Source organism: Streptomyces sp. NRRL F-5122 (genome assembly GCF_001507435.1).
Classification (GTDB): Bacteria; Actinomycetota; Actinomycetes; order Streptomycetales; family Streptomycetaceae; genus Streptomyces; species Streptomyces lannensis.
In genome coordinates this window covers 181,654-208,018 of record NZ_LMWH01000048.1, presented here as the reverse complement: position 1 = coordinate 208,018, position 26,365 = coordinate 181,654, and the positions used below count along the sequence as shown (strand labels likewise).

20 protein-coding genes and 1 pseudogene are annotated in these 26,365 nt (G+C 71.6%); 10 read left to right on the top strand and 11 right to left on the bottom strand.

The annotated features are described in order from the left end of the window. Positions 1-30: 30 nt before the first annotated feature. The 4 genes from ADL25_RS08705 to ADL25_RS08690 are packed head-to-tail and all read right to left on the bottom strand — an operon-like array spanning position 31 to position 6,044. A complete protein-coding gene (locus ADL25_RS08705; RefSeq protein ID WP_059127069.1) occupies positions 31-1,872 on the bottom strand; it encodes an acetyl/propionyl/methylcrotonyl-CoA carboxylase subunit alpha in 1,842 nt (613 codons plus the stop codon). 5 nt (positions 1,873-1,877) lie between these two features. After that, positions 1,878-3,476 (bottom strand): acyl-CoA carboxylase subunit beta, encoded by a 1,599-nt coding sequence (locus ADL25_RS08700; RefSeq protein ID WP_059127068.1) that lies wholly within the window; start codon positions 3,474-3,476, stop codon positions 1,878-1,880. A 37-nt stretch (positions 3,477-3,513) separates the two neighbouring features. Then, positions 3,514-5,250 carry an acyclic terpene utilization AtuA family protein gene (locus ADL25_RS08695; RefSeq protein WP_059127067.1) on the bottom strand — a complete coding sequence of 579 codons (1,737 nt, stop codon included), beginning with the start codon at positions 5,248-5,250 and terminating at the stop codon, positions 3,514-3,516. Continuing rightward, positions 5,247-6,044: a TIGR03084 family metal-binding protein gene (locus ADL25_RS08690; protein ID WP_059127124.1), complete on the bottom strand. Its 798-nt coding sequence runs from the start codon at positions 6,042-6,044 to the stop codon at positions 5,247-5,249. The genes ADL25_RS08695 and ADL25_RS08690 overlap by 4 nt, the downstream gene beginning before the upstream one ends. Before the next feature lie 191 nt (positions 6,045-6,235). Here ADL25_RS08690 and ADL25_RS08685 point away from each other — a divergent pair. Together ADL25_RS08685 and ADL25_RS08680 are read left to right on the top strand one after the other, a co-directional pair. Next, a pseudogene (locus ADL25_RS08685) lies at positions 6,236-7,042 on the top strand (ATP-binding cassette domain-containing protein); the annotation flags it as partial. A gap of 306 nt (positions 7,043-7,348) precedes the next feature. Next, entirely contained in the window at positions 7,349-8,302 is a 954-nt protein-coding gene (locus ADL25_RS08680) for an EamA family transporter (RefSeq protein ID WP_059127066.1), read from the top strand. A gap of 3 nt (positions 8,303-8,305) precedes the next feature. On the opposite strand, the gene ADL25_RS08675 is transcribed toward ADL25_RS08680, so the two are convergent. Both ADL25_RS08675 and ADL25_RS08670 read right to left on the bottom strand, forming a co-directional pair. Then, a complete protein-coding gene (locus ADL25_RS08675) occupies positions 8,306-9,433 on the bottom strand; it encodes a lipid II:glycine glycyltransferase FemX (protein ID WP_059127065.1) in 1,128 nt (375 codons plus the stop codon). Between the two features lie 186 nt (positions 9,434-9,619). Then, on the bottom strand, positions 9,620-12,547 hold the full coding sequence (locus ADL25_RS08670) for an FAD-binding and (Fe-S)-binding domain-containing protein (RefSeq protein ID WP_059127064.1): 2,928 nt from the start codon (positions 12,545-12,547) through the stop codon (positions 9,620-9,622). 109 nt (positions 12,548-12,656) lie between these two features. Here ADL25_RS08670 and ADL25_RS08665 point away from each other — a divergent pair, with 109 nt between their 5' ends. Together ADL25_RS08665 and serC are read left to right on the top strand one after the other, a co-directional pair. Beyond that, positions 12,657-13,880: a cytochrome P450 family protein gene (locus ADL25_RS08665; protein WP_059127063.1), complete on the top strand. Its 1,224-nt coding sequence runs from the start codon at positions 12,657-12,659 to the stop codon at positions 13,878-13,880. A gap of 129 nt (positions 13,881-14,009) precedes the next feature. After that, entirely contained in the window at positions 14,010-15,128 is a 1,119-nt protein-coding gene (gene serC, locus ADL25_RS08660; RefSeq protein ID WP_059127062.1) for a phosphoserine transaminase, read from the top strand. 72 nt (positions 15,129-15,200) lie between these two features. Here the strand turns inward: serC and ADL25_RS08655 are convergent, their stop codons facing one another. Then, positions 15,201-16,184, bottom strand: a complete 984-nt coding sequence (locus ADL25_RS08655; RefSeq protein ID WP_059127061.1) for a hypothetical protein — start codon at positions 16,182-16,184, stop codon at positions 15,201-15,203. A 140-nt stretch (positions 16,185-16,324) separates the two neighbouring features. Between ADL25_RS08655 and ADL25_RS08650 the strand changes: the two genes are divergently transcribed. After that, complete coding sequence (locus ADL25_RS08650; protein WP_059127060.1) at positions 16,325-17,008, top strand: GDSL-type esterase/lipase family protein; 684 nt, start codon at positions 16,325-16,327, stop codon at positions 17,006-17,008. Positions 17,009-17,153: 145 nt separating this feature from the next. Beyond that, positions 17,154-18,146 (top strand): aldo/keto reductase, encoded by a 993-nt coding sequence (locus ADL25_RS08645; RefSeq protein WP_059127059.1) that lies wholly within the window; start codon positions 17,154-17,156, stop codon positions 18,144-18,146. Between the two features lie 225 nt (positions 18,147-18,371). Here the strand turns inward: ADL25_RS08645 and thpR are convergent, their stop codons facing one another. Next, on the bottom strand, positions 18,372-18,944 hold the full coding sequence (gene thpR, locus ADL25_RS08640; RefSeq protein ID WP_059127058.1) for an RNA 2',3'-cyclic phosphodiesterase: 573 nt from the start codon (positions 18,942-18,944) through the stop codon (positions 18,372-18,374). A gap of 50 nt (positions 18,945-18,994) precedes the next feature. Between thpR and ADL25_RS08635 the strand changes: the two genes are divergently transcribed. Further along, on the top strand, positions 18,995-19,501 hold the full coding sequence (locus ADL25_RS08635; RefSeq protein WP_059127057.1) for a GNAT family N-acetyltransferase: 507 nt from the start codon (positions 18,995-18,997) through the stop codon (positions 19,499-19,501). Between the two features lie 36 nt (positions 19,502-19,537). Here ADL25_RS08635 and ADL25_RS08630 read toward each other — a convergent pair whose 3' ends face one another. Together ADL25_RS08630 and ADL25_RS08625 are read right to left on the bottom strand one after the other, a co-directional pair. Then, positions 19,538-20,974 carry an MFS transporter gene (locus ADL25_RS08630; protein WP_181923084.1) on the bottom strand — a complete coding sequence of 479 codons (1,437 nt, stop codon included), beginning with the start codon at positions 20,972-20,974 and terminating at the stop codon, positions 19,538-19,540. Between the two features lie 56 nt (positions 20,975-21,030). After that, the gene (locus tag ADL25_RS08625) at positions 21,031-21,468 is read right to left on the bottom strand and encodes a MarR family winged helix-turn-helix transcriptional regulator (RefSeq protein WP_059127055.1); all 438 of its coding nucleotides are present in this window, start codon (positions 21,466-21,468) and stop codon (positions 21,031-21,033) included. Between the two features lie 193 nt (positions 21,469-21,661). On the opposite strand from ADL25_RS08625, the gene ADL25_RS08620 reads away from it, so the two are divergent. Next, positions 21,662-21,844, top strand: coding sequence for a ribbon-helix-helix protein, CopG family (locus tag ADL25_RS08620; protein ID WP_059127054.1), 183 nt, complete (start codon positions 21,662-21,664; stop codon positions 21,842-21,844). A 42-nt stretch (positions 21,845-21,886) separates the two neighbouring features. Here the strand turns inward: ADL25_RS08620 and ADL25_RS08615 are convergent, their stop codons facing one another. After that, complete coding sequence (locus ADL25_RS08615) at positions 21,887-23,338, bottom strand: NCS2 family permease (protein WP_059127053.1); 1,452 nt, start codon at positions 23,336-23,338, stop codon at positions 21,887-21,889. 253 nt (positions 23,339-23,591) lie between these two features. Here ADL25_RS08615 and ADL25_RS08610 point away from each other — a divergent pair, with 253 nt between their 5' ends. Both ADL25_RS08610 and ADL25_RS08605 read left to right on the top strand, forming a co-directional pair. Next, complete coding sequence (locus ADL25_RS08610) at positions 23,592-23,843, top strand: DUF2530 domain-containing protein (protein WP_059127052.1); 252 nt, start codon at positions 23,592-23,594, stop codon at positions 23,841-23,843. A gap of 106 nt (positions 23,844-23,949) precedes the next feature. Continuing rightward, positions 23,950-26,343, top strand: a complete 2,394-nt coding sequence (locus tag ADL25_RS08605) for an HAD-IC family P-type ATPase (RefSeq protein WP_059127051.1) — start codon at positions 23,950-23,952, stop codon at positions 26,341-26,343. Positions 26,344-26,365 lie beyond the last annotated feature (22 nt).

Here is a 26,365-nt window from a genome sequence, read left to right as displayed (position 1 = left end):
CGTGGTTGCTCGCGCGGTTCCCCGGTTTTCTCACGGGGCGGACTCCACCACGGCCAGCAATGTCCCGACCTCGACCTGCCGGCCCGGACTGGCCTGGAGAGCGCTCAGCGTGCCGCTGACCGGCGCCGTGATCCTGTGCTCCATCTTCATCGCCTCCAGCCAGAGCAGCGGCTGTCCGGCCTCGACAGCGGCTCCGACGGTCACGCCCTCGGCCACCCGCACGACCGTGCCCGGCATCGGCGCGAGCAGGGACCCGGGGGCGTGGTCGGTGGTGGGTGCGCGGAAGCGGGGCAGGGCGGTGAGGGCGGTCGCGCCGACGTACACCTGATCGCCGTACCGGGACACCCGGAACCTCCGGTGCACCCCGTCCACTTCGAGGACGACGAGACCGGAGTCGGCGTGCACCACGCGCACTCCGTCCGCCGCCAGGCCCTGCCGTGTGTGTCGGTAGTGGACCTCGTGCTCCTCGCCCGCCACCAGGTACCGCCTGGACTGCGGCTGCGACGGCAGATTGCGCCAGCCGCCGAACCGCGAACGGCCCTGCGCGTCCGCCAGCGCGGCGGCCAGGGCGGTGTACGGGTCGGGCGCGGGCTCGGTCAGTTCGGCCAGGTGCCGTTCGTAGAAGCCCGTGTCCATCCGGGCCTCGGTGAACTCCCCGTGCCTCAGGGAGCGGACGAGCAGGTCCCTGTTGGTCACCGGGCCGTGGACCTCCGCACGCTCCAGGGCGCTCGCCAGCTTGCGGATCGCCTCGGCCCGCGTGGGGGCGTGCGCGACGGCCTTGGCGAGCATCGGGTCGTAGTGGACGCCGATGGTGTCCCCGTCCGCATACCCGGTGTCCAGCCGCACGTCCGGGACCGCGAGGCGGTGCAGCGTGCCGGTCTGCGGGGCCCACTGATGTGCCGGATCCTCCGCGTAGAGCCGGGCCTCGATCGCGTGTCCCTGTGCCTGCGGCGGTTCGGCGTCCAGGGCCGCTCCCTCGGCCACCCGGATCTGCAGCGCCACGAGGTCGATCCCGAACACCGCCTCGGTGACCGGGTGTTCCACCTGGAGCCGGGTATTCATCTCGAGGAAGTGTGCCCGGTCGCCCGCGACCAGGAACTCCACCGTCCCGGCCCCCACGTAGTCGACCGCGCGGGCGGCCCGAACGGCCATCGCGCCCAGGCGGTCGGCGAGTTCCTGCGCCAGACCCGGCGCGGGGGCCTCCTCGATCACCTTCTGGTGACGTCGCTGGAGGGAGCAGTCGCGGGTCCCGAGCGCCCATACCGTGCCATGCGTGTCGGCGAGGATCTGCACCTCGACATGGCGTCCCCCCTCGACATACGGCTCGACGAAGACCTCGTCGTCCCCGAAGGCGCCCAGCGCCTCGGCGCGCGCCGCCGTCAGCGCGGCGTCCAGGTCGTCCAGGTCCCGTACGATCCGCATGCCGCGCCCACCGCCGCCGGCCGCCGCCTTGACCAGGACGGGCAGGTCGCCGGCGGTGACCGTGGCCGGCGACTCAAGGCCCATCAGCTTCTTCGCCCGGGTCTTCGAGGCCATCGCCTCGATCGCCTCCGGCGGGGGACCGATCCACACCAGGCCCGCGTCGAGCACCGCGCGCGCGAAGTCGGCGTTCTCGGAGAGGAATCCGTACCCGGGGTGGACGGCGTCGGCGCCCGCCGCGAGGGCGGCCTTCACGATCAGGTCGCCACGCAGATACGTCTCGGCGGGTGCCGCACCGGGAAGCCGGACCGTCGCGTCGGCCACCCGGGTGTGGAGCGCGTCCGCATCGGCGTCCGAGTGCACGGCGACGGTGCGGACACCCAGCTCACGACAGGTTCGGGCGATGCGGCAGGCGATCTCACCGCGGTTCGCCACCAGAACGGAAGTAATCATGGGCCTCACATCCGGAAGACGCCGAATCCGCCACGCGCGCCCTCGTAGGGCGCCGTGTGGATCGCGGACAGGCACAGGCCGAGGACGGTGCGGGTGTCGCGGGGATCGATGACCCCGTCGTCGTACAGCCGCCCGGACAGGAACATCGGCAGGGACTCGGACTCGATCTGCTGCTCCACCATGGCGCGCAGCGCGGCGTCGGCGTCCTCGTCGTACGGCCGTCCCTTGGCCGCCGCGGACTGCCGGGCGACGATCGAGAGCACACCGGCGAGCTGCTGCGGCCCCATGACCGCCGACTTGGCGCTCGGCCAGGCGAACAGGAAGCGCGGGTCGTACGCCCTTCCGCACATGCCGTAGTGCCCCGCCCCGTAGGAGGCGCCCATGAGCACGGACAGATGCGGCACCCTGCTGTTGGACACCGCGTTGATCATCATCGCGCCGTGCTTGATGATCCCGCCCTGCTCGTACTCCTTGCCGACCATGTATCCGGTGGTGTTGTGCAGGAACAGCAGCGGGATGGCCCTCTGGTTGGCGAGCTGGATGAACTGGGCCGCCTTCTGGGACTCCTCGCTGAAGAGCACCCCCTGGGCGTTCGCCAGCACCCCGATCGGATAGCCGTGCAGGCTCGCCCACCCGGTGCACAGGCTCCTGCCGTACAGGGGCTTGAACTCGTCGAAGTCCGAGGCGTCGACGATCCGGGCGATCACCTCGCGCGGGTCGAAGGGCACCTTCAGGTCGCCGGGCACGATGCCGAGGAGCTCCTCCGCGTCGTACTCGGGCGGGAGCGCCGGACCCGGATCGGGGTACGCCTTGCGGTGGTTGAGGCGGGCGACGACCCGGCGGGCCTGGCGCAGGGCGTCCTGCTCGTCGACGGCGAAGTAGTCGGCGAGACCCGAGACCCGTGCGTGCATCTCGGCGCCGCCGAGGGACTCGTCGTCGCTCTCCTCGCCGGTGGCCATCTTCACCAGCGGGGGACCGCCCAGGAAGACCTTGGCGCGCTCCTTGACCATGATCACGTGGTCGGACATGCCCGGGATGTAGGCGCCGCCGGCCGTCGAGTTGCCGAAGACGACCGCGACCGTGGGGATGCCGGCTGCGGAGAGCCGCGTGAGGTCGCGGAAGATGGCCCCACCGGGGATGAAGATCTCCTTCTGGGACGGCAGGTCGGCGCCGCCCGACTCGACCAGGCTGATGCACGGCAGCCGGTTGGCGAGCGCGATGTCGTTGGCGCGCAGCGCCTTCTTCAGGCTCCACGGGTTGCTGGCGCCACCGCGCACGGTCGGGTCGTTGGCGGTGATCAGGCACTCGACGCCTTCGACGACACCGATGCCGGTGACCAGCGAGGCTCCGACCGTGTAGTCGCTTCCCCAGGCGGCGAGCGGGGACAGCTCCAGGAACGGCGTGTCCGGGTCGAGGAGCAGCTCGATGCGCTCGCGGGCGAGCAGTTTGCCGCGCCCGCGATGCCGCTCGACGTATTTCTCGCCGCCGCCCGCCAGCGCCTTGGCGTGCTCGGCGTCGAGTTCGGCGAGTTTGGTGAGCATGGCGTCGCGATGGGCCCGGTGGTCGGGGTCGTCGACGTCCACGGCCGTGGAAAGGACCGTCACGGGCGGGCCTCCGGGATCTCGGACGGATGGGCGGGGGTCACAGGAGGGCCTCCGGCAGATCGAGGTGGCGGGCGCGCAGCCATTCGCCGAGGCCCTTGGCCTGCGGGTCGAATCGGGCCTGGGCGGCGACGCCCTCGCCGAGGATCCCCTCGACGACGAAGTTGAGGGCGCGCAGGTTCGGCAGGACATGACGGACGACGTTCAGACCGGCCGTCTCGGGCAGGAGTTCACGGAAGCGGTCGACGGTCAGGGTGTGGGCGAGCCACCGCCAGGCCTCCTCGGTGCGCACCCACACCCCGACATTGGCGTCACCGCCCTTGTCACCGCTGCGCGCCCCGGCGACGAGGCCGAGAGGGGCTCGCCGGGTCGGTCCAGGGACCGGCGGCTGCGGCAGGCGGGGCTCGGGCACCTCCTCCAGGACGCGGGTGCCGCCGGCCGGGGCCACGGAGATCCGCCGCCCGTCGTGGAGCACCGCCGCATGGTCCACGCCGTCCCGGGGCACGTAGGCCGACTCGAAGACCCCGTAGGGGGATCCCTTCCCCGGTGGGGCGACCACATGGAAGCCGGGGTAACTCGCGAGGGCCAGCTCGATCGCCGCGCCGCTGAGCGCCCGGCCCACCGTCTCCTCGGCCGGGTCGCGCACGACCAGCCGGAGCAGGGCGCTCGCCGTCTCCTCGGTCGGGGCGTCGGGGCGATCGGTGCGGGCGAGCTCCCAGCGCACGTGTGCCGGGCGGCACCCGGCCGCGTCCAGGGCCGTCTCCATCTGCGCTCTCACCAGCGCGGCCTTGGCCTCGATATCGAGCCCGGTCAGCACGAAGGCGACCTCGTTGCGGAAGCCGCCCAGACGGTTCAGGCCGACCTTCAGGGCGGGGGGCGGCGCCTCTCCCCGCACGCCCTCGATCCGCACCCGGTCGGGCCCTTCCTGGGAGAGGTGGACCGAGTCGAGGCGCGCGGTGACATCGGGACCCGCGTACCTGGCGCCCGCCGTCTCGTACAGCAACTGCGCCGTGACCGTGCCGACGTCCACGACACCGCCGGTCCCCTTGTGCTTGGTGATCACGCTGCTGCCGTCCTCGTGGAGTTCGGCCAGCGGGAAGCCGGGCCGGCGCAGCAGCTCGGGCGAATGGTCGGTGAAGAAGGCGTAGTTGCCACCGGTGGCCTGCGCCCCGCACTCCAGGACGTGTCCGGCGACCACCGCGCCCGCCAGCCGGTCGTACTCCGCCGGCCCCCAGCCGAAGTGGGCGAGGGCGGGTCCGGCGACGAGCGCGGCGTCCGTGACGCGACCGGTGACCACGATGTCGGCGCCCTCGCGCAGGCACGCGGCGATGCCGTGGCCGCCGAGGTAGGCATGGGCGGCGAGCAGGCCCGCGGGGGGCGCCGCCGGCCGACCCGTGCCGGGGTCCCGGGAGAAGGAGCCGGTGAGGTTGTCGCCCTCGACGTGGGCCACCCGTACCGGGATCCCCAGGCGGTCGGCCGACTCCCGCACCGCCTCGGCCAGTCCCGCCGGGTTGAGGCCGCCGGCGTTGGTCACGATCCGCACGTTCCGCTCATGGGCGAGGCCCAGGCACTCCTCCAACTGGCCGAGGAACGTGCGTGCATAGCCTCCGGCGGGGTTCTTGAGGCGGTCGCGGCCCAGGATCAGCATCGTCAGCTCGGCGAGGTAGTCGCCGGTGACCACGTCGAGGGGGCCGCCGGTGAGCATCTCGCGCAGCGCGTCGAAGCGGTCGCCGTAGAAGCCGGAGGCGTTGCCTATGCGCAGCGGCCTGGCGGTCACCGGCCCGCCCTCTTCGGTTCCCGTCCTGCGCCCGGTGGGCCCGCGAACGCCTGCGCGATGTCCAGCCACCGGTCCGCGTCCGGGCCCTCGGCCCGGACCGCGAGGTCGGCCCGGTGGGCGCGCCGGGTCACCAGCAGGCAGAAGTCGAGTGCGGGGCCGGTCACCCGCTGGGCGGCGTCCTGCGGCCCGTACGTCCACACGTCGTTCCCGGAAGGCGCGACCAGCTCCACCCGGAACTCCTGTGCCGGCGCGCTCAACCCCCGTACGCCGAAGGCGAAGTCTCGCGCCCGCACCCCGATGCGGACCACATGGCGCAGCCGGTCGGTGGGAGCGCGCACCACCCCGAGCGTGTCGGCGACGTCCTGCCCGTGCGCCCAGGTCTCCATCAGACGTCCGGTGGCCATGGACGCCGCCGACATGGGCGGCCCGTACCAGGGGAAGCGGGTGCCGGAAGGCGCCGTGCGCAGTGCCCGCTCGAGAGCGGCCCGGCCCTCGCGCCACTCGGAGAGCAGCCGGGCGGGCGGCAGCGCGGCGCCCTCACCCGCGGCCTCGTCGACCCAGGTGTCGGGGGATGCGAGCGCCTTCTCCACCTCCGCGCCGAAGCCCTCGGTGTCGGTGACGGCCAGCAGGGCGGTGCGGTCCGTCCAGGCGAGGTGCGCGATCTGGTGGGCGAGGGTCCAGCCCGGGGCGGGCGTGGGAAGCGCCCAGCGGGACTCCTCCAACCCGGCCACGAGCCGGTCGAGTTCCTCACTCTCCCGGCCCAGATCGTCGATCACGGACGATGCGTCGGACACGATGCGCTCCCCTCGGGGCACGACGATGTGCGTGGGGAGCATGGCAGCGGGCGAAGAAACAAGCAAGCATGCTTGCATGGAACTCCGGTCACAGGGATCCCGCAGCCTGGCACCCCCGGCCACAGGGCACACCCAGCCGATCCCGCGGAACGCCGGCGATCTCCCACGTACTCACAGCCCTCGCACTCCTCATCACCTTCCGCTGCCCCGGCGCGGACAGGGCGGTCCTCGAGGGTCTGTCCTTCTCGGTCCGCCCCGGAGAGCTGGTGATCATCACCGGCCCGAGCGGCCCGAGCGGCCCGAGCGGCCCGAGCGGCGCGGGCAAGTCCGCCGTCGCCAAGATGCTGTTGCGCTTCTACGACCCCGAATCCGGCTCGGTCCTGCTCGACTCCACCCCGATCCGCGACCTCCCGCTGGCCCGGCTGCGCGAATACGTCACGCTCCTGCCACAGGAGACGCTCGTCCTGCACGACACCGTCCGCGCGAACATCGCCTGCGGCCGGCCGGGCGCGAGCGACCGGGCGATCGTCGAGGCGGCGCGGGCGGCCGACGCGCACGAGTTCATCGTGCGGCTCCCCGGGGGATACGGCACCGAGGTCGATCCGCACACGCCGCGTCCGTCCGGGGGCCGGCTCCAGCGCCTCGGCATCGCCCGGGCCGTCCTGGGCGACGCGCCCGTCCTGGTCCTGGACGAGCCGACGACCGGCCTCGATGCGATGGCCGCGCGCCGGGTCCTCGCACCGCTGCGGCGGCTGACGGCCGGACGCACGACGATCGTGATCACTCATGATCTGAACCTGGCGCCGGACGCCGACCGCATCCTCGTCGTCGACCGGGGCCGCGTCGTCGAGACCGGCCGCCACGACGAGTTGCCGGCCCGGGGCGGGGCGTACAGCCGTCTGCACCGGTCGAACAACGCGCCGCCGGACACGGGCGGACCGCGGCTGCCGCTCTTCCCCCGGCCGGCTCGAGCCGCGCCCCCGGTCTTCCCGGCCTGAACACGCGGACGCCGCCCTCGGCGGTGTGCCCCGCGGGTACGCACGGGCGATCGGTGCCTGTGGAACTGCTCACCCTCCCTCGTCCGGCCCGTTCTGGCCGGGCGGCCCCACCTCCGCTCCGCGCGGCCAACTCCGCGGCGAGGGGCCCCTGTTCCACAACGGGACGCCCTGGCACGGCGCCTGCCCCGCACCCGACCGTCCGGTACAGGCGCGTCACGGGTTCACACACCTGACGCGGTCCACTACCCTGGACCATCAGGTACACGATGCTGAACGAACCTCAAGTCAACTGCACTGGAAGGTCCCGTGAACACGCCCAGCGCCGCCCCCTCCACCCCGGCCCCGGTCGCCACCGGACCGGTATCCGCGCACCCGGTGTCCGGCGGGCCGCGCCGCCGGGGATCCCTCGGGCCCGTGGGTCTGGTCCTCGCCGGAGGTGTCTCCGTGCAGTTCGGCGGGGCGCTCGCGGTGAGCCTGATGCCACGGGCCGGCGCGCTCGGCGTCGTGACCCTGCGACTCGTGGTGGCGGCCGTCGTCCTGCTTCTGGTCTGCCGGCCCCGGCTGCGCGGCCACGCACGCGCCGACTGGGGCACGGTCGTCGTCTTCGGCGTCACCATGGCCGCGATGAACGGTCTCTTCTACCAGGCAGTGGACCGCATCCCTCTGGGTCCCGCGGTCACCCTCGAGGTCCTCGGCCCACTGGCCCTCTCCGTCCTCGCCTCCCGGCGTGCGGTGAACCTGGTCTGGGCGGGCCTCGCGCTCGCCGGCGTCTTCCTGCTCGGCGGCGGGGGCTTCGGCGACCTCGACATGGCGGGCGTCGGCTTCGCACTCTCGGCGGGAGCGATGTGGGCGGCGTACATCGTCTTCAGCGCCCGCACGGGGCGGCGCTTCCCGCAGGCCGACGGGCTCGCACTCGCGATGGCGGTCGCGGCCGTGGTGTTCGTGCCGCTCGGGGTCGCCGAGTCGGGCGCGAAACTGCTCGTGCCGACCACGATCGGCCTGGGCGCGGCGGTGGCGGTCCTCTCCTCGGTACTGCCCTACACCCTGGAACTCCTCGCCCTGCGCCGCCTGCCCGCCTCCACCTTCGCGATCCTGATGAGCCTGGAGCCGGCGGTCGCGGCGACCGCCGGCTTCCTGGTGCTCGACCAGTCCCTGAACGCGAGTCAGGCGGCGGCGATCGCACTGGTCATCGCCGCGAGCATGGGCGCGGTACGGACGCAGATCGGGCGGGGCGGGCCGGTCGCCGAGCCGGAGGCATGAGCGTCACCGGCGGGAGACGTACAGGTTCAGCGCCTTGTGCAGCAGGCGGTTGAGCGGCAGGTCCCACTCGCCGAGATACTCCACCGCCTGCCCGCCCGTGCCGACCTTGAAGCGGAGCAGGCCCAGGAGGTGGTTGGAGTCCTCCAGGGTGTCGGTGATGCCGCGCAGGTCGTAGACGGCGGCGCCCCCCTCGTGGGCGTCGCTGAGCATGCGCCACTGGATCGCGTTGTTCGGCTGGACCTCGCGCCTGCGGCCGGTGGAGGCGCCGTACGAGTACCAGACATGCGTACCGACCGTCAGCATCGTCGCGGCGGCGAGGACCTCGCCGTCGTGGTGGGCGAGATACAGCCGCATTCGGTCCGGGTCCTCGGCCGTCAGCGCGGTCCACATCCGCTGGAAGTACGGCAGCGGGCGCGGGAGGAAGCGGTCGCGCTCGGCGGTCTCGGTGTACAGGGCGTAGAAGGCCGGCAGGTCGTCGTAGTCTCCGCGGACCACCTTCACGCCGGCTTTCTCGGCCTTCTTCACATTGCGGCGCCACTGCTGGTTGAGACCGTGCTGGACGTCCTCCAGCGTCCGCCCTTCGAGCGGCACCTGGAAGACGTAGCGGGGCTGCCCCGCCGCGAAGCCCTCCGAGCCGCCCGGCTCCGTCTGCCGCCAGCCCAGTCGGCGCAGCCGCTCCGCGACCTCGGCCGCGCGCGGCTCGTGCTCGGTCGCCGGCACGTCGCTCAGCCGATGTGCTCCCGGGTCCGCGATCGCCGCCTTGACGGCGTCCGCGCTCCAGCGGCGCGCGACCACTGGCGGGCCCATCTTCACCGAGAAGGCGCCGCGGCTCTTCAGACGGTCGACCAGCGGCCGGAGCCACCGGTCGAGGTCCGGCGCGTACCAGTCGATGACGGGGCCCTCTGGCAGATAGGCCAGATACCGCTTGAGCTTCGGCAGCGGGCGCAGCAGGACCAGGCCCACACCGACCGGCCGCCCGTCGCCGTCCTCCTCGAACCAGCCGAGGCTCTCCGCCTGCCAGTCCGACTTCACATCGCCCCAGGAGGGCAGCTGCAGATGGCTGGCGGAGGGACGCGAGGCGATGAAGGCCAGGTGTTCCTCCCGCGAGACGGGGCGGATACGGAGGGTCATGCGGGTGCTCCTGGGTGCTGATGGGTGACGGCCGACGCCGACACGGACGCCGGACCGGGACCGGCTCCGGGCGCCGGGGTGTCGCGGCTCGCCGGCCGGGGCAGGGGCCGCTCGACCCCGCACCTCCATCCTTCCGAGGACCTTCCGTGCCGCCACGTCATCGGCGGGAGTTCACCGCGTTGGCCGTCACTCCTTCGTGCCCTCGCCACGGGCTCGTTCCAGCGCCTCCGCGAGCACCTCGGCCAGATGCCGTGCCTTGCGGCCCGCGAGCTGTTCCAGCTGGGTGCGGCAGGAGAAACCGTCCGCCAGGACCACGGCGCCGTCGGGTGCCGCCGCCACCGCCGGGAGCAGCTGGTCCTCCGCACACGCCTTGGACACCTCGAAGTGGCCCTCGGTGAATCCGAAGTCGCCCGCCAGCCCGCAGCAACCGCCGCTCAGCTCCCCGGTCAGACCCGCGGTCTCGCGCAGCCTGCGATCTGCCGCGTCGCCCAGGACGGCGTGCTGATGACAGTGGGTCTGGCCGACCACCGGGCGGTTCACCCCGGGGGGAGTCCAGTCCGGGGCCAGACGCTCCAGCACCTGCGCGAACGTGACCACCGCGGAGGCGAGGCGGGCCGCCCGCGGATCGTCGTGCAGCAGCTCCGGCAGGTCGGTGCGGAGCGCCGCCGCGCAGCTGGGCTCGAGGACGACCACGGGGAGACCGGCCGCGACCACGGGCTCCATCAGGTCCAGAGTCCGGCGCAGGACGGTGCGGGCGCGGTCCAGCTGCCCCGTGGAGACATAGGTCAGACCGCAGCAGACCCGGCCGCGGCGTGCCCTCGGGCCCGCGCCGACGGGCCACCCCTGCCCCGTACGCACCGCGGGCGGCAGGACCACGTCCAGACCCGCCGCCTCCAGCACCCGTACGGCCGCCTTGCCCACGGACGGCGACAGATGCTCCGTGAAGGTGTCGGGCCACAGGACGACACGCGAAGCGCCGTCCGTCCCGGTCCTCCTCCGCTCCGGCCCGCCGGGCTCCCGCCGCCACCATCGGGTGAACGTCTCGCGCGCGAGCCGGGGGATCCCGCGCTCGGGGGCGATCCCGCCCAGCCGCCTGCCCAGCGCCGCCGGCAGCCGGGCGGACGCAAGGGCGTTGACCAACGGCGCGGTCCTCGTGCGGGCGACCGCGCCGAGCCACACCGGCAGCCATCCCATCGCGTAGTGCGCGGCCGGTCTGCGCCGCCCCGCGTAGTGGTGGTGCAGGAACTCCGCCTTGTACGTGGCCATGTCCACGCCGACCGGGCAGTCCGTGCGGCAGCCCTTGCAGGACAGGCACAGGTCCAGGGCGTCCCGCACCTCCGTCGAACGCCAGCCGTCGGTGACCACCTCGCCCGCCAGCATCTCGTGCAGCAGCCGGGCCCGCCCGCGGGTGGAGTGCTCCTCCGCGCCGGTCGCCCGGAAGGAAGGGCACATCACGCCCGCCCCGGACACCGCCGTCGTACGACACTTGGCGACACCCACGCACCGGCGGACCGCCGCCGAGAAGTCGCCGCCGTCCGCCGGGTAGCCGAAGACGACGTCCACCGGCTCACGGGGGAGCACCGCGAATCGCAGGTTCTCGTCGAGGCGGGCCGGGCGCACCAGCATCCCCGGGTTGAGCAGGTCGTCCGGGTCCCAGACGTCCTTGGCCCGCTCGAACAGCGCGACCAGGTCCGGTCCGTACATCTTCGGCAGCAGCTCCGCCCGCGCCTGGCCGTCGCCGTGCTCACCGGAGAGCGAGCCGCCGTGGGAGACGACCAGTTCGGCGATCTCCTCGGAGAAGCGGCGGAAGCGGGCGATGCCTGGCGCCGACATGAGATCGAAGTCGATGCGGACGTGGATGCAGCCGTCCCCGAAGTGGCCGTAGGGCGTGCCGCGCAGACCGTGGTCGGCCAGCAGGCGCCGGAAGTCCCGGAGGTAGTCGCCGAGTCGGGCCGGCGGCACCGCGCAGTCCTCCCAGCCCGGCCAGGCCTCGCCGGCCCCGTCCGGTGTCCGCGTCGCCGTGCCGCTCGCGTCCTCGCGCAGCCGCCACAGGGCGCGCTGCCCGGCCGGATCCGCGACCACCACCGCGTCCATGACGTCCGCGGCCCGGACGATCTCCTCCGCAGCCGCGCGTGCCTGCGCCCCGCTCTCGCCGCCCACCTCCACGAACAGCCAGGCACCACCCCGCGGCAGCCCGGCCGACGGCGGTACGAGATCGGCGGCCATGCCCTCCACCGTCAGCGGGTGGTACGGCAGAAGTCCGGCCGCCGCCTCGGCGGCCGCGCTCTCGTCCGGGTACGCGAGCACGGCGAGCACGCGGGCGGGCGGTGTCCGGACGAGGCCGACCACCGCCTCGGTCAGCACGCCCAGGGTGCCCTCGGAGCCGCAGAAGGAGCGGGCCACGTCCGCGCCCCTCTCCGGGAGCAGCGCGTCCAGCGCGTACCCGGAGATGCGGCGCGGCAGTGCCGGGTACCCCGTACGCAGCAGCGCCAGCTCGCCCTCCACCAGCCGGCGCAGCCCGTCGGGTGCGCCCCGCCAGCCGGGGCCCAGGGTCAGCGGCTCGCCCCGGGCGGTCAGCACCGACAGCTTGCGCACACTGTCGGCCGTGGTGCCCCAGGCCACCGAGTGGGAGCCGCACGCGTTGTTGCCGATCATCCCGCCCAGCGTGCAGCGTGAGTGCGTGGAGGGATCCGGGCCGAAGCGCAGGCCGTGCGGGGCGGCGGCCTCCTGGAGGCGGTCCAGGACCAGTCCCGGCTGCACCACCGCCGTGCGCGTCCCGGGGTCGAGGGACACGATCCCGTTCATGTGCCGGGTGAAGTCGAGCACCACCCCGGTACCCGTCGCCTGCCCGGCGATCGACGTGCCGCCGCCGCGGGAGACGACCGGCACACCGCGCTCCCGGCACACGCTCAGCACCGCGGCCACGTCGTCCGCGTCGCGTGGCGCCACCACGCCGACCGGCTCCCGCCGGTAGTTGGACGCGTCCATGGTGTGCAGCGCCCTCGCGGTCCTGCCGAACTCGACCGCGCCCCGTACCGTCGCGCGCAGCTCGGCGTACAACCCACCGGTGTCGCCGTGGCCCGCCCCCGGCCGCGGCCCCTCGAGATCCGTCATGCTCCCAGGATGCATCCGGACGGCCCGCCGAACGGTCCCGTGGCGGCGTGGGCCGGACGGCAACGCCGAGGAGGTTTGCGCCCACCCCTCGGCCTGGAAGCCCCTCCGCATGACCACTACCGAAAGACCCCCCATAGACCTGGACCCCTTCGTCCGCGATCTGGACGCCGAGAGCGCCCGGTTGCGGGAGGCGGGCCCGCTCGCCGCCGTGGTGCTGCCCGGCGGCGTTCCCGTGTGGGCGGTCACGCACCACGCCGAGGCCAGACAACTGCTGACGGACCCGCGGCTGGTCAAGGACATCACCGTGTGGGGCGCCTGGCAGCGCGGTGAGATCGCGCCCGACTGGCCACTGATCGGCCTCGCCAACCCGGGCCGGTCCATGCTCACCGTCGACGGAGCCGACCACCGGCGGCTGCGCGCACTGGTCGCGCAGGCGCTGACGCCACGACGGGTGGAGGAGATGCGGGAGCGCATCACGAAACTGACGGAGGGTCTGCTCGACCGGCTGCCCACGGACGGCGGCACGGTCGACCTCAAGGCGGAGTTCGCCTATCCGCTGCCGATGTACGTCGTCGCCGATCTGATGGGCATCGAGGAGTCCCGACTGCCGCGCCTCAAGGAGCTGTTCGAGAAGTTCTTCTCGACACAGACGCCGCCCGAGGAGGTCCTCGCGACCCTCACCGGACTCGCGGGGATCATGGCCGACACCGTCGCGGCCAAGCGTGCCGTCCCCGGCGACGACCTGACCTCCGCCCTCATCGAGGCCTCCGCGAACGGCGACCGCCTCACCGACCAGGAGATCGTCTCCACCCTCCAGTTGATGGTGGCCGCGGGCCACGAGACGACGATCTCGCTGATCGTCAACGCGGTGGTCAACCTGTCGGCCCACCCCGAGCAGCGCGCCCAGGTGCTGAGCGGTGCGGCCGAGTGGTCCGCGGTGGTCGAGGAGACCCTGCGCCACTCCACCCCGACCTCTCATGTCCTGATCCGGTTCGCCACCGAGGACGTCCCGGTCGGCGACCGGATCCTCCCGGCGGGCGACGCGCTGATCGTGTCCTACGGCGCGATCGGCCGGGACGAGAAGGCGCACGGACCGTCCGCGGGCGTCTTCGACATCACCCGGGAAACAAAGAACCGGCACATCTCCTTCGGTCACGGTCCGCATGTGTGCCCCGGGGCGGCCCTGTCCCGGCTGGAGGCGGCGGTGGCGCTGCCGGCCCTCTACGGACGTTTCCCCGACCTGGACCTGGCGGTCCCGGTGAGCGAACTGCGCCACAAGCCGGTGGTGACCCAGAACGACCTCTTCGAGCTGCCGGTGCGGCTGACCCCGTAGGGCAGGGGGACGTCGAGGATCCCCGGACAGGGATCCTCGTATTTCCCTACAGGTCATGGGCCGGAGGGCGTCGTCTCATCGAACGGACACGTTTCCGCCCGGTTTCGCCGAGGGGATACTCTCCGGCTCGTGGCTGACATCCAGATTCCTGCTGACCTCAAGCCCGCTGACGGCCGATTCGGCGCGGGTCCCTCCAAGGTGCGGGTGGAGGCGCTGGACGCCCTCGCCGCCACGGGCAGCTCCCTGCTCGGCACGTCCCACCGCCAGGCCCCGGTCAAGAACCTGGTCGGCAGCGTACGCGAGGGCATCGCCGAGCTGTTCCAACTCCCCGACGGCTACGAGGTCGTCCTCGGCAACGGCGGCTCCACCGCGTTCTGGGACATCGCGACGCACGGTCTGATCGAGAACAAGTCGCAGCACCTCAGCTTCGGCGAGTTCTCCTCCAAGTTCGCGAAGGCCGCGAAGCTCGCCCCCTGGCTCGCCGAGCCCACGATCATCTCCTCCGAGCCGGGCACGCACCCGCAGCCGGAGGCCGAGGCGGGTGTCGACGTCTACGCCTTCACCCACAACGAGACGTCCACGGGCGTCGCGATGCCGATCGCGCGCGTCGACGGGGCGGACTCCGGCTCCCTGGTGCTCGTGGACGCCACCTCCGGTGCCGGCGGTCTCCCGGTCGACATCTCCGAGACGGACGTCTACTACTTCGCGCCGCAGAAGTCCTTCGCCTCCGACGGCGGCCTGTGGATCGGCGTGTTCTCGCCCGCCGCGCTGGAGCGCGCCGAGCGCGTCCACGCCTCCGGTCGCCATGTCCCGGAGTTCTTCAGCCTCCCGACGGCGATCGACAACTCCCGCAAGAACCAGACGTACAACACCCCGGCCCTCGCCACCCTGTTCCTGCTCAACGAGCAGCTGAACTGGCTGGGCGGCCAGGGCGGCCTGGACTTCGCCGTCCGCCGCACGGCCACCTCGGCCCGGACGCTGTACGGCTGGGCCGAGGACGTGAAGTTCGCGACGCCGTTCGTCGCCGACCCGGCCAAGCGCTCCCAGGTCATCGGCACGATCGACTTCTCGGACGAGGTCGACGCGGCGGCCGTCGCCAAGGTCCTGCGCGCCAACGGCGTCGTCGACACCGAGCCGTACCGCAAGCTCGGCCGCAACCAGCTGCGCATCGCGATGTTCCCGGCGATCGACCCGGCGGACGTCGAGGCCCTGACGAAGTGCGTCGACTACGTGATCGAGAAACTCTGACCTTCCCGCCGTCCACGTCGCCGAGGGGCGCCCGGTTCACACCGGGCGCCCCTCGCCCGTGTCTGCGTCCCGTCACCGGCGCGGATCGCGACGCAGCAGTCTCTTGATGCCGAAGACGAGGGCGAGGCCCACGGCGAGGGCCAGTGCGCCGATCCTGTAGTCGGCCTTCGGGGTCGACCCGCCGTCGGCCCCGGCGGGTTGACTCCCCTTCCCGGACGGCGACTTGGAGTCGCCACTCCCGCCGTAGGGCACGCTCTCGGCCTTCACCTGGCTGTCGGTCCCCTCACTGCCGTAGAGGAGCTTCGACCCGTCGGCCGTGTACGTGACGGACTCGCCCTGCTGTTGCAGGGGCACATCGAGCCGGCCCTGCCGCTTGATCCGACCGCCGTTCCACTCGTACGCGATGCCGCCGAAGTAGCCGCGTACGGCGAGCTGGCCGCCGTCGGGGGAGAAGGCGGCGTCGGTGGCCCACAGGTCGACGGGGGCGACGGGCCGGAAGACGTTCGTCCCGGTGGGGGACAGCTGCGCCGGGCCCTCGTAGAGATGCCCGCCGTCCTCCTTCTTGTCGATGATGTACACCCGCCCGGTCTTGGGGTGCACCACCAGCGACTCCGCGTCCCGTGCCCCGTTCGAGTACTTCACCACGTACTGGGTGGCACGGATCGTCTGGTCCTGGAGCACCTTGGGTTCGGGCAGCTTGTAGATCCAGACGTACGGCCAGGAACCGCCGAGGTTGTCTCCGATGTCGCCGACGTAGATCTGGTTCCCCGGCCCGATGGAGACGGCCTCGACGTCACGGGGGGTGCCGACGCCGCGCAGGGTGATCGTGGCGACGGTCTTCCCGGTGCGGCCGTCCACGGCATAGAGATACGGCCCGTCGTCGCTGTCGTTGTGGGTCCAATAGATCCCGGGGTGCAGACGGGAGGCGGCGAGCCCGCTGGACTCGGTGATCCGGGGGTCCTTGATGGTGAAGCCGCCGTCGTCGGCGGCGGACGCGGGCGCGGCGAGCGCACCGATGAGTAGGGCCCCGGAGAGGAACACGAGCGATCGACGCATGCCCCAAGCCTGCCATCCGAGCCTGTGGTCCACCGGCCCGTCGATCCGGACGGCGGCCCGCGGACGGGCGTGTCGATCCTCACACCGTGCCGCCCCATACGTCCGCCCTGCGTCCCGCGGCGATCGTCCATGATGAGCGGATGCTCAGGCTTATGCCCGTAGGCGACTCCATGACGATCGGCAGCGCGGGCGAACACACATGGCGTCACCGGCTGTGGCGCCATCTGTGCGCGACGTACGACGGCCCGTTCACGCTGGTCGGACCGCGCGAGACGCTGTACGACAAGGCCGCGGACGCGCCGACGTCGTACGAGTACGCCGAGCCCGCCTTCCCCCGCGCCCATCTGGCGGGCTGGGGCGAGGGCTGGATCCACATGGCGCCGCTGATCGCCGACGCCGTGCGCGAGTCACGGGCGGACGTCCTTCTGGTCTCGCTCGGCCTGATCGACCTGGGTTTCTACACGAACGCGGAGCAAACCGCGAAGAACGTGGAGGAGTTCGTCACCCGGGCACGGACCGCCGACCCGCGCATCCACATGGTTCTGCTCCCCGTGATCCCCAACATCCGGGCGCAGGAGGACGCCGAGTTCGGGACCGAGGTGGCCCTTTTCAACGAACTCCTGGCGAAGGCGGTGGCGGACCTGGACGAGCCCCGCTCGCCGCTCCTGCTGACCTCGGTGCCGCCGTCGTACGACATCCACCACGACACCTACGACGGCACTCACCCGAACGCGAGCGGCGAGCACAAGATCGCGGCCGCGTTCGCGGACGCGATGTGCCAGGGGTGGGGACTGTGCGAGGAGTACGACGCCGAATCGGCCTGACCGTATCCCGGCGTGCGCCGGTCACCGCGCGGCAACCGGACCCCGTCGGACTCACCCCGGGAACGGATGTGTTCCCCCGCGGCCGGCCCGGGCGGCGATCATCCCCCTTGCCTAGAGCGCACTCCACGCCGTTGGCTGGGCAGTCATGAAGTACACGCAGCTCGGACGCACAGGACTCAAGGTCAGCCGCCTCGTCCTCGGGACCATGAACTTCGGCCCGCAGACCGACGAAGCGGACAGTCACGCGATCATGGACGCGGCGCTGGACGCGGGTGTCAACTTCTTCGACACCGCCAACGTCTACGGCGGGCCCGATAACAAGGGCCGTACCGAGAAGATCGTCGGCAACTGGTTCGCCAAGGGCGGCGACCGGCGCGACAAGGTCGTCCTCGCCACCAAGGTGTACGGCAACATGGCCGCGGCCGGCGACGCCTGGCCCAATCACGACAAGCTCTCCGCCCTCAACATCCGCAGGGCGGTCGACGCCAGCCTCAAACGGCTGCAGACCGACTACATCGACCTGTACCAGTTCCACCACATCGACCGCCGGACCCCCTTCGAGGAGATCTGGCAGGCCATCGACGTGCTGGTGCAGCAGGGAAAGATCCTCTACGTCGGGTCCAGCAACTTCCCCGGTTACAAGATCGCCCAGGCCAACGAGATCGCGGCCCGGCGCAACGGCACCATCGGCCTGGTCAGCGAGCAGTGCCTCTACAACCTCGCCGAGCGTCGCGCCGAGATGGAGGTCATCCCGGCAGCCCAGGACTACGGCCTCGGTGTCATCCCGTGGTCGCCGCTCCAGGGCGGGCTGCTGGGCGGCGTCGTCAAGAAGGAGATCGCGGGTGGCCGCCGTGCCACCGGCCGCGCCGCCGAGACCCTCGCCGACCCCGGCGCCCGGGCGCAGATCCAGGCCTACGAGGACCTGCTCGACAAGCACGGGATCGACCCCGGTGAGGCCGCCCTGGCCTGGCTGCTGACCCGCCCCGGGGTCACCGGCCCCATCGTCGGCCCGCGCACCGCCGAGCAGCTGGAGTCGGCACTGCGGGCCGTCGAGCTGGAGCTCTCGCAGGAGGTCCTGGACGGTCTCGACGAGATCTTCCCCGGTCCCGGCCCCTCGCCGGAGGCCTTCGCCTGGTAGGCAGGCGCTGCCCCGGCCGGTCCTGGTCCTGAGGTCGTCCCGGCCTGCCCGGAAGAGTCTTCCGGGCAGGCCGGGACGTCCTGCGTCACAAGGAAGGGGTCGTCGCGGAGGGCTACTTTCCGATCGCCGCGGCCATCGCCACCACCGCGAACATCAGCACGAGCACACCGGCCATGATCCGGTTACGGGTCTTCGGGTCCACGTATCGAGACTAACCGGGCCCCGTCATCCGTCTGCCCCGAGCCCCCATCGGCCCACCGTCTCGTAGCGCGGCTGCTCCCCCGGCACCCCCGACCTCGGCAGCCTGCTGCGGACGAGGCTCAGCTCCCCGACCGTCCACTCCCGTCCCGCGAACACCTCGAGCGCCGCGACGTACGGCCGGAAGTCCGCGGCCCCCCGGCTGCTGCGGGCCAGCGTCAGATGAGGGCGGTAGGAGCGGTGCTCCCCCGTCTCCACGCCCGCCTTCCGGCCCGCGGACTCGGCACGGTCGGCGAGCAGCCCCATGGCGGCGACGTCCCCCGACGCCCCCACCCACAACGCCCGGCCGCCGAAACGTCCGCCTCTGTGCAGGGACAGCCGGAACGGCTCGGTGCGCCGGGCCGCCCGCGCCAGCCGCTCGGACAGATCCGGTACGACCTCCTCGTCCACCTCGCCGTAGAACGCGAGCGTGAAGTGCCAACCGGGCCGTGCCGTCCAGCGCATCCCGTCCGCCCCCGGCAGACGATCCAACGCATGGACGGTGGAGGCGAGTTCACGGATCGCTTCGTCAGGCGGCAGCACCGCGGCGAAGAGTCTCATGACCTCACCCTTCCAGGGAACGGATCACTCGGCCACCGTCATCATGGGGGATGCTGATACGCAAAGGCACCACCGACGACATCCCCGTGATCCTCGGTCTGCTCGACGGAGCGGTCGCGTGGCTCGTCTCACAGGGACGCACCCGGCAGTGGGGCACCCGGCCCTGGTCCGAGCTGCCCAGAGGCGAGGAGACCGTGCGCAAGTACGTGACGGGCGGCGAACCCTGGATCGCGGAGATCGACGGCGTCCCCGCGGGCACGCTCACCCTCACCGACGGGCCCGGCGCCTACCTGGCACCCGCGGACGAACCCGAACGGTATGTCCATCTGCTGGCGGCCGACCACCGCTTCTCGGGCCGCGGTGTCGGCAGCGCGCTTCTCGCCCACGCGATCGAGGAGGCCCGGCGCGCGGGCGTCGGTCTGCTGCGGGTCGACTGCTATGCGGGGGACGACGGCAAGCTGGTCGGCTACTACGAGCGCAACGGCTTCACCCGGACGGAGGCCTTCACCGTCGGCGAGGACCAGTGGCCGGGGCAGGTGCTGGCACAGCGCGTGTGACACCGCGAGGGGCGCCCTGGGGCGCCCCTCGGCCGGTCACACCGACGCCGTCGCCGGCTGTTCCCGCTGGGCACGCGGTACGAAGCGCACCCGCGGATACCCGCGGTCCCAGCCCACGGCCAGGCGCAGGCCGCCGACCCGCGCCAGGATCAGGCCGATGGTCACGGCCGCCGCGGCCGAGATCAGACCGCCCACCGCGAACCCGATCCGGGCGCCGTAGGCGTCCGTGATCCAGCCGACCACGGGGGCACCCAGCGGCGTACCGCCCATGAAGACCATCATGAACAGAGCCATGACTCGGCCGCGCATCGCGGGGTCCGTGCCCATCTGGACGGTGGTGTTCGCCGTGACGTTCACCGTCAGACCGCAGATCCCTATCGGGACCATGAGCAGCGCGAACAGCCAGAGGGACGGGGCCACGGCGGCCACGACCTCCAGCACACCGAAGGCGGCCGCGGCCGCGATCAGCAGGCGCAGCGGGGCCGTACCGCGCCGGGCGGCGAGCAGCGCGCCGGTGAGCGAACCGAGTGCCATCAGCGTGTTGAAGAGGCTGTAGGCACCGGCGCCTGCATGGAAGACATGGTCCGCGTAGGCCGAGAGCCAGACCGGGAAGTTGAAGCCGAAGGTGCCGATGAACCCGACGAGGACGATCGGCCAGATCAGCTCGGGGCGCCCGGCGACATAGCGCAGTCCTTCACGGAGCTGGCCCTTGCCGCGCGGGGCGCGCTCCACCACGTGCAGCTCCCGGGCGCGCATCAGCAGCAGGCCGCTGATGGGCGCGAGGAAGGACACGCCGTTGAGCAGAAAGGCCCAGCCCGTGCCGACACCGGTGATCAGGACACCCGCGACAGCGGGGCCGACCAGCCGGGCGGACTGGAAGTTCGCCGAGTTCAGGCTGACCGCGTTCTGCAGCTGCCCGGGGGCGACCATCTCGGAGACGAAGGACTGCCGGGCCGGGTTGTCGACGACCGTGGCGAGTCCCACGGCGAAGGCCGCGAGGTAGACGTGCCAGACCTGGACGTGACCGGTGAGGGTCAGGAAGGCGAGGACAAGTCCCGTGGCACCCATGGCCGACTGCGTGACCAGCAGGGTCCGGCGCTTGGGCAGGCGGTCGACGAGGACACCGCCGTACAGGCCGAAGAGCAGCATCGGCAGGAACTGCAGCGCCGTGGTGACACCGACGGCGGTGGAGGAACCGGTGAGGCTCAGCACCAGCCAGTCCTGGGCGATGCGCTGCATCCACGTGCCGGTGTTGGACACCACCTGGCCGAGGAAGAACAGCCGGTAGTTCCGCACGCGCAACGAGCTGAACATCGAGGACCTGGCGGGCTCGGCCCGCCCGGGGCCGTTCGTGGTGGACGTGGGGGGCTTCGAGCGTCCGGGGCTGCGGGGAGCACCGGTGGGGTCGTGGGCGGACGGGGAGTCGTGGGCGGCTGGTGCGGGGGCGGAAGCTGCTCCGGTTCCCGAACTCAAAAGATTTCGCCTCCTTGCGATGGGGTTGTCGTACGGCCGCGGGTGGGGGCCGCGTGTCACAGATGCGCGAGCTTCTCCAGGACGGGGGCGGCGGCGCGGAGTTTCGCCCACTCGTCCTCGTCCAGACCCTCGACCAGTCCCGCAAGGAACGCGTTTCGCTTCCGGCGGCTCTCCTCGAGCATCGCCTCGGCCCGTTCGGTCTGCGTGACCACCTTCTGGCGCCGGTCCTCGGGGTGCGGCTCCAGCTGGACCAGACCCTTGCTCTCCAGCAGCGCCACGATGCGGGTCATCGAGGGCGGCTGGACATGCTCCTTGCGAGCGAGCTCGCCGGGCGTGGCGGAGCCACAGCGGGCGAGGGTGCCGAGCACCGACATCTCGGTCGGGCTCAGCGACTCGTCGACCCGCTGGTGCTTGAGTCGGCGCGACAGCCGCATCACGGCGGAGCGGAGAGCGTTCACGGCGGCAGCGTCGTCGCCATGGGTCAGGTCAGCCATGCTCTTTAGCGTAACTCATTACCTTCTCTAAAGACCACTCGAGCACGCGTCCGTACGGGCGACACCGGCCGTCACCCTCTCCGCACCTTCGAGCCGGCCGATAAAACCCCTGAGCGGTACCCATCACCCATATGAGTGATACAGCAGCGGAACGTGACACACCGCGCGCCCCGGTCCGGCAACCCTCATAGCCATGGGGACCGACGTGCTCAGTGTGCGGGTGGACCGGGAGCTGCTCGACCGGCTCCGGCACCATGCCGCGAAAAGAGGAATGAGCGTCCAGGACTATGTCGTCCGGACGCTCACTCGGGATGACTTCGACGAGCGCTTCCACGCCGCCGTCGAGGAGACGGAACGCTTCTACGGGGTCACCTGACCCGGCGGAGGCGTCCGAGCCGCCGGGCCTCGCCCCGGCGGCTCAGGTCAGACCCAGCGCCGGCATCAGGTAGTAGAAGCCGAAGACCGCCGCCACCGCGTACATCGGGACCGGGACCTCACGACCGCGGCCTGCGGCCAGGCGCAGCACCACGAAGGTGATGAAGCCCATGCCGATGCCGTTGGTGATCGAGTAGGTGAACGGCATCATCAGCATCGTCACGAAGGCCGGGACGGCGATCGTGTGGTCGGCCCAGTCGATCTCCTTGACGGAGTTGGACAGGATCAGGAAGCCGACCGCGACCAGCGCCGGGGTGGCCGCCTGGGACGGGACCATCGTGGCGACCGGCGTGAGGAAGAGGGCCACGGCGAACAGCGCGCCCGTGACCACGTTCGCCAAGCCCGTGCGCGCGCCCTCGCCGACGCCCGCCGTGGACTCCACGAAGCAGGTGGTGGCCGATGAGGAGCTGGCACCGCCCGCCGCGACCGCGATGCCGTCGACGAAGAGGACCTTGTTGATGCCGGGCATGTTGCCCTCGGCGTCGGTCAGCTTGGCCTCGTCACCGATGCCCATGATCGTGCCCATCGCGTCGAAGAAGCACGACAGCAGGACCGTGAAGACGAACAGGATTCCGGTCAGCACGCCGACCTTGCCGAAGCCGCCGAACAGGCTGACCTTGCCGATCAGGCCGAAGTCGGGGGTGGCGACGGGGTTGCCGGGCCACTCCGGGACCGTCAGGCCCCAGGTCGAGATCTTCGTGACCGCGTTGAGGACGAGCGCGAGGACCGTCATCGCCACGATCGAGATCAGGATCGCGCCCGGCACCTTGCGCACGATCAGCGCGAAGGTGAGCAGCGTGCCGACGATGAAGACCAGGACGGGCCAGCCGTTCAGATGGCCGTCGCCGCCGAGCTGGAGGGGGACCGTCGTCTGGGCGACGTCCGGGATGCGGGTGACGAAGCCGGAGTCGACGAGACCGATCAGCATGATGAACAGGCCGATACCGATCGCGATGCCCTTGCGCAGGCCGAGCGGCACCGCGTTCATCACACGCTCGCGCAGACCGGTGGCCACCAGCAGCATCACCACGAATCCGGCGAGGACGACCATGCCCATCGCGTCCGGCCACGACATGCGCGGAGCGAGCTGGAGCGCGACGACCGTGTTCACACCGAGGCCGGCGGCGAGCGCGATCGGCACATTGCCGATGACCCCCATGAGCAGCGTGGTGAAGGCGGCCGTGACGGCGGTCGCGGTGACCAGCTGACCGTGGTCGAGGTGGTGCCCGTACATGTCCTTGGCGCTGCCGAGGATGATCGGGTTCAGCACGATGATGTAGGCCATCGCGAAGAACGTGGCGAAACCGCCGCGGATCTCGCGCGGGAGCGTGCTGCCCCGCTCGGAGACCTTGAAGTAGCGGTCGATGGCGCCGGACGGGGGCGTGGTGCCCGGCTGCTGCGGGGCGGGGACCTTGGCGGGAGCCGAGGTGGGCATACGGGACCTCAATGCTGCGGGCGAACCGGTGACAAAAACGATCGAGTCGGGCTGTCGCCTGATCACCAAGGGACTTCCTCAACGCTTCCTTTGGTGGTTCATACGAACAGAAGCAGCCAGACTCGAACCGTTTCAGTATGAACATATAAGGCGTAGATCGCTATCTCCGCGCGTAGACCGTTGGTGCGCAAGGGGTCCCCGCAGTTCCCGGGGTGTCCGCCGCCGCCGGCCGGGCTCCTCGTAAGCTGTGGGCATGGCGAAGTGGACCCCCAGACACGAGGCGCCGGAGCCCCTGGAGGGCCCCGTGGTCGCCACCATCACCGGCGGCACGATCCTCTGGTTCGTCCTCTTCCTGGCCCAGCTCCCGTTCTACGGCTGGTTCGCCGACCACGGGCACACCTGGTGGCTGTGGACCTGTCTGGCCGGCGCGGGCCTCGGCTGCATCGGGATCTGGTACGTCCGCAGGCGCGACGCGGCCATCAAACGGGCCGCGGCCCCGCAATAGCCCCGAGATTCCCCCTACACCCACCGCACGAGAGCCGTCCTCCCCCGGTCGGATCTTTGGGCTGCTCGGCGGGTGAACGCGCAAATCCACACGTACCGTCGAATGCATGACGCACATCGACGCGGGCGCCGAGCTCGATCCCGTGCACCCCGTCCCCGTGCCGGGGCAGACGCGGGGGCTGTCCGCCACCGAGGTGGCCGAGCGGGTCGCCCGTGGGGACGTCAACAACGTCCCCGTCCGCAGCAGTCGCACCCTGGGCGAGATCGTCCGCGCGAACGTCTTCACCCGCTTCAACGCGATCATCGGCGTGCTCTGGCTGGTCATGCTGTTCGTGGCGCCCTTCCAGGACAGCCTCTTCGGGTACGTGATCATCGCCAACACGGGCATCGGCATCATCCAGGAGTGGCGCGCCAAGAAGACCCTGGACTCGCTCGCGGTGATCGGCGAGGCGAGGCCTACGGTGCGCCGGGACGGAGTGGCCGCCGAGGTCGCCACCTCCGAGATCGTGCTGGACGACGTAATCGAAGTGGGCCCCGGCGACAAGATCGTGGTCGACGGCTCCTGCGTCGAGGCCGACGGTCTGGAGATCGACGAGTCACTGCTGACCGGTGAGGCCGACCCGGTCGTCAAACGGCCCGGCGATCCCGTCATGTCCGGCAGCTTCGTCGTCGCGGGGGCCGGCGCCTTCAAGGCCACCAAGGTGGGGCGTGAGGCCTACGCCGCCCAGCTCGCCGAGGAGGCCTCCCGCTTCACCCTGGTCCACTCCGAACTGCGCAGCGGCATCTCCACGATCCTCAAGTACGTGACGTGGATGATGGTCCCGACCGCGATCGGCCTGGTCATCAGCCAGTCGGTCGTCAAGCAGCACGGCTTCAAGGACTCCATAGCCCGCACGGTCGGCGGCATCGTGCCCATGGTCCCCGAAGGGCTCGTGCTGCTGACCTCCGTCGCCTTCGCCATCGGGGTGATCCGGCTCGGGCGCAGGCAGGTCCTCGTCCAGGAGCTGCCCGCCATCGAAGGGCTCGCCCGCGTCGACACCGTCTGCCTGGACAAGACGGGCACCCTCACCGAGGGCGGCATGGACGTCACCGAACTGCGGCCGCTCCAGGGCGCCGACGAGACCTACGTACGCAAGGTGCTCGGCGCACTCGGCGAGTCGGACCCGCGCCCCAACGCCTCCCTCCAGGCGATCATCGATGCCTACCCGGACAGCGAGGACTGGCGCTGCATCGAGGCGCTCCCCTTCTCCTCCGCCCGCAAGTACAGCGGCGCCTCCTTCAGTGAGGGCGACGGAGAGTCCAGTACATGGCTCCTGGGCGCCCCGGACGTCCTGCTGGACCCCGACGACCCGGCCCTGGCCGAGACCGAGCGGCTCAACGAACAGGGGCTGCGGGTGCTGCTGCTGGCCCACGCCGCCCGGGACCTGGACGACCCGCGGGTCACGTCCGGTGTCCGGCCCACCGCCCTGGTCGTCCTCGAGCAACGGCTGCGCTCCGACGCCGCCGACACCCTGCGCTACTTCGCCGACCAGAACGTCCACGCCAAGGTGATCTCCGGCGACAACGCGGTGTCCGTGGGCGCGGTGGCCGGAAAGCTCGGTATCGCGGGCGAGACGGTGGACGCGCGGCGGCTGCCCACGAACCAGGACGAGATGGCGAAGTCACTGGACAAGGGCACCGTGTTCGGAAGGGTCACCCCGCAGCAGAAGCGGGACATGGTGGGGGCGCTGCAGTCGCGCGGGCACACGGTGGCGATGACCGGCGACGGGGTGAACGACGTACTCGCGCTCAAGGACGCGGACATCGGTGTCTCGATGGGTTCGGGCTCGGAGGCGACACGGGCCGTCGCTCAGATCGTGCTGCTCGACAACAGCTTCGCGACGCTGCCCTCGGTGGTCGGCGAAGGCCGGCGGGTGATCGGGAACATCACCCGGGTCGCCACGCTGTTCCTGGTGAAGACCGTGTACTCGGTGCTGCTCGCCGTGCTGGTGGTGTGCTGGCAGGTGGAGTACCCGTTCCTGCCCCGGCATCTGACGCTGCTGTCGACCCTGACGATCGGCATCCCGGCCTTCTTCCTGGCCCTGGCCCCCAACAAGGAGCGGGCCAGGCCCCATTTCGTACGACGGGTGATGCGGTACTCGATCCCGGGCGGGGCCGTGGCCGCGATCGCGACCTTCGTCACCTACATGGTCGCCCGCCATCACTACACGGGCCCGGGTGCGCTGGACGCGGAGACCAGCGCGGCCACCCTCACCCTGTTCCTGATCTCCATGTGGGTCCTGGCGATCGTCGCCCGCCCCTACACCTGGTGGCGGGTGCTCCTGGTGGCCGCGATGGGCCTGGCGTTCCTGTTCGTCCTCTTCGTGCCGTCGCTGCAGCACTTCTTCGCGCTGAAGCTGGTCGGGATCGCGATCCCCTGGCTCGCGGTCGGCATCGCGGCGGTGGCGGCGGTCGTCCTGGAGTTCCTCTGGAAGTGGGTCGACCGCCGCTTTCCGGCGTGACGCGATGGCAGCGGGCCACCGC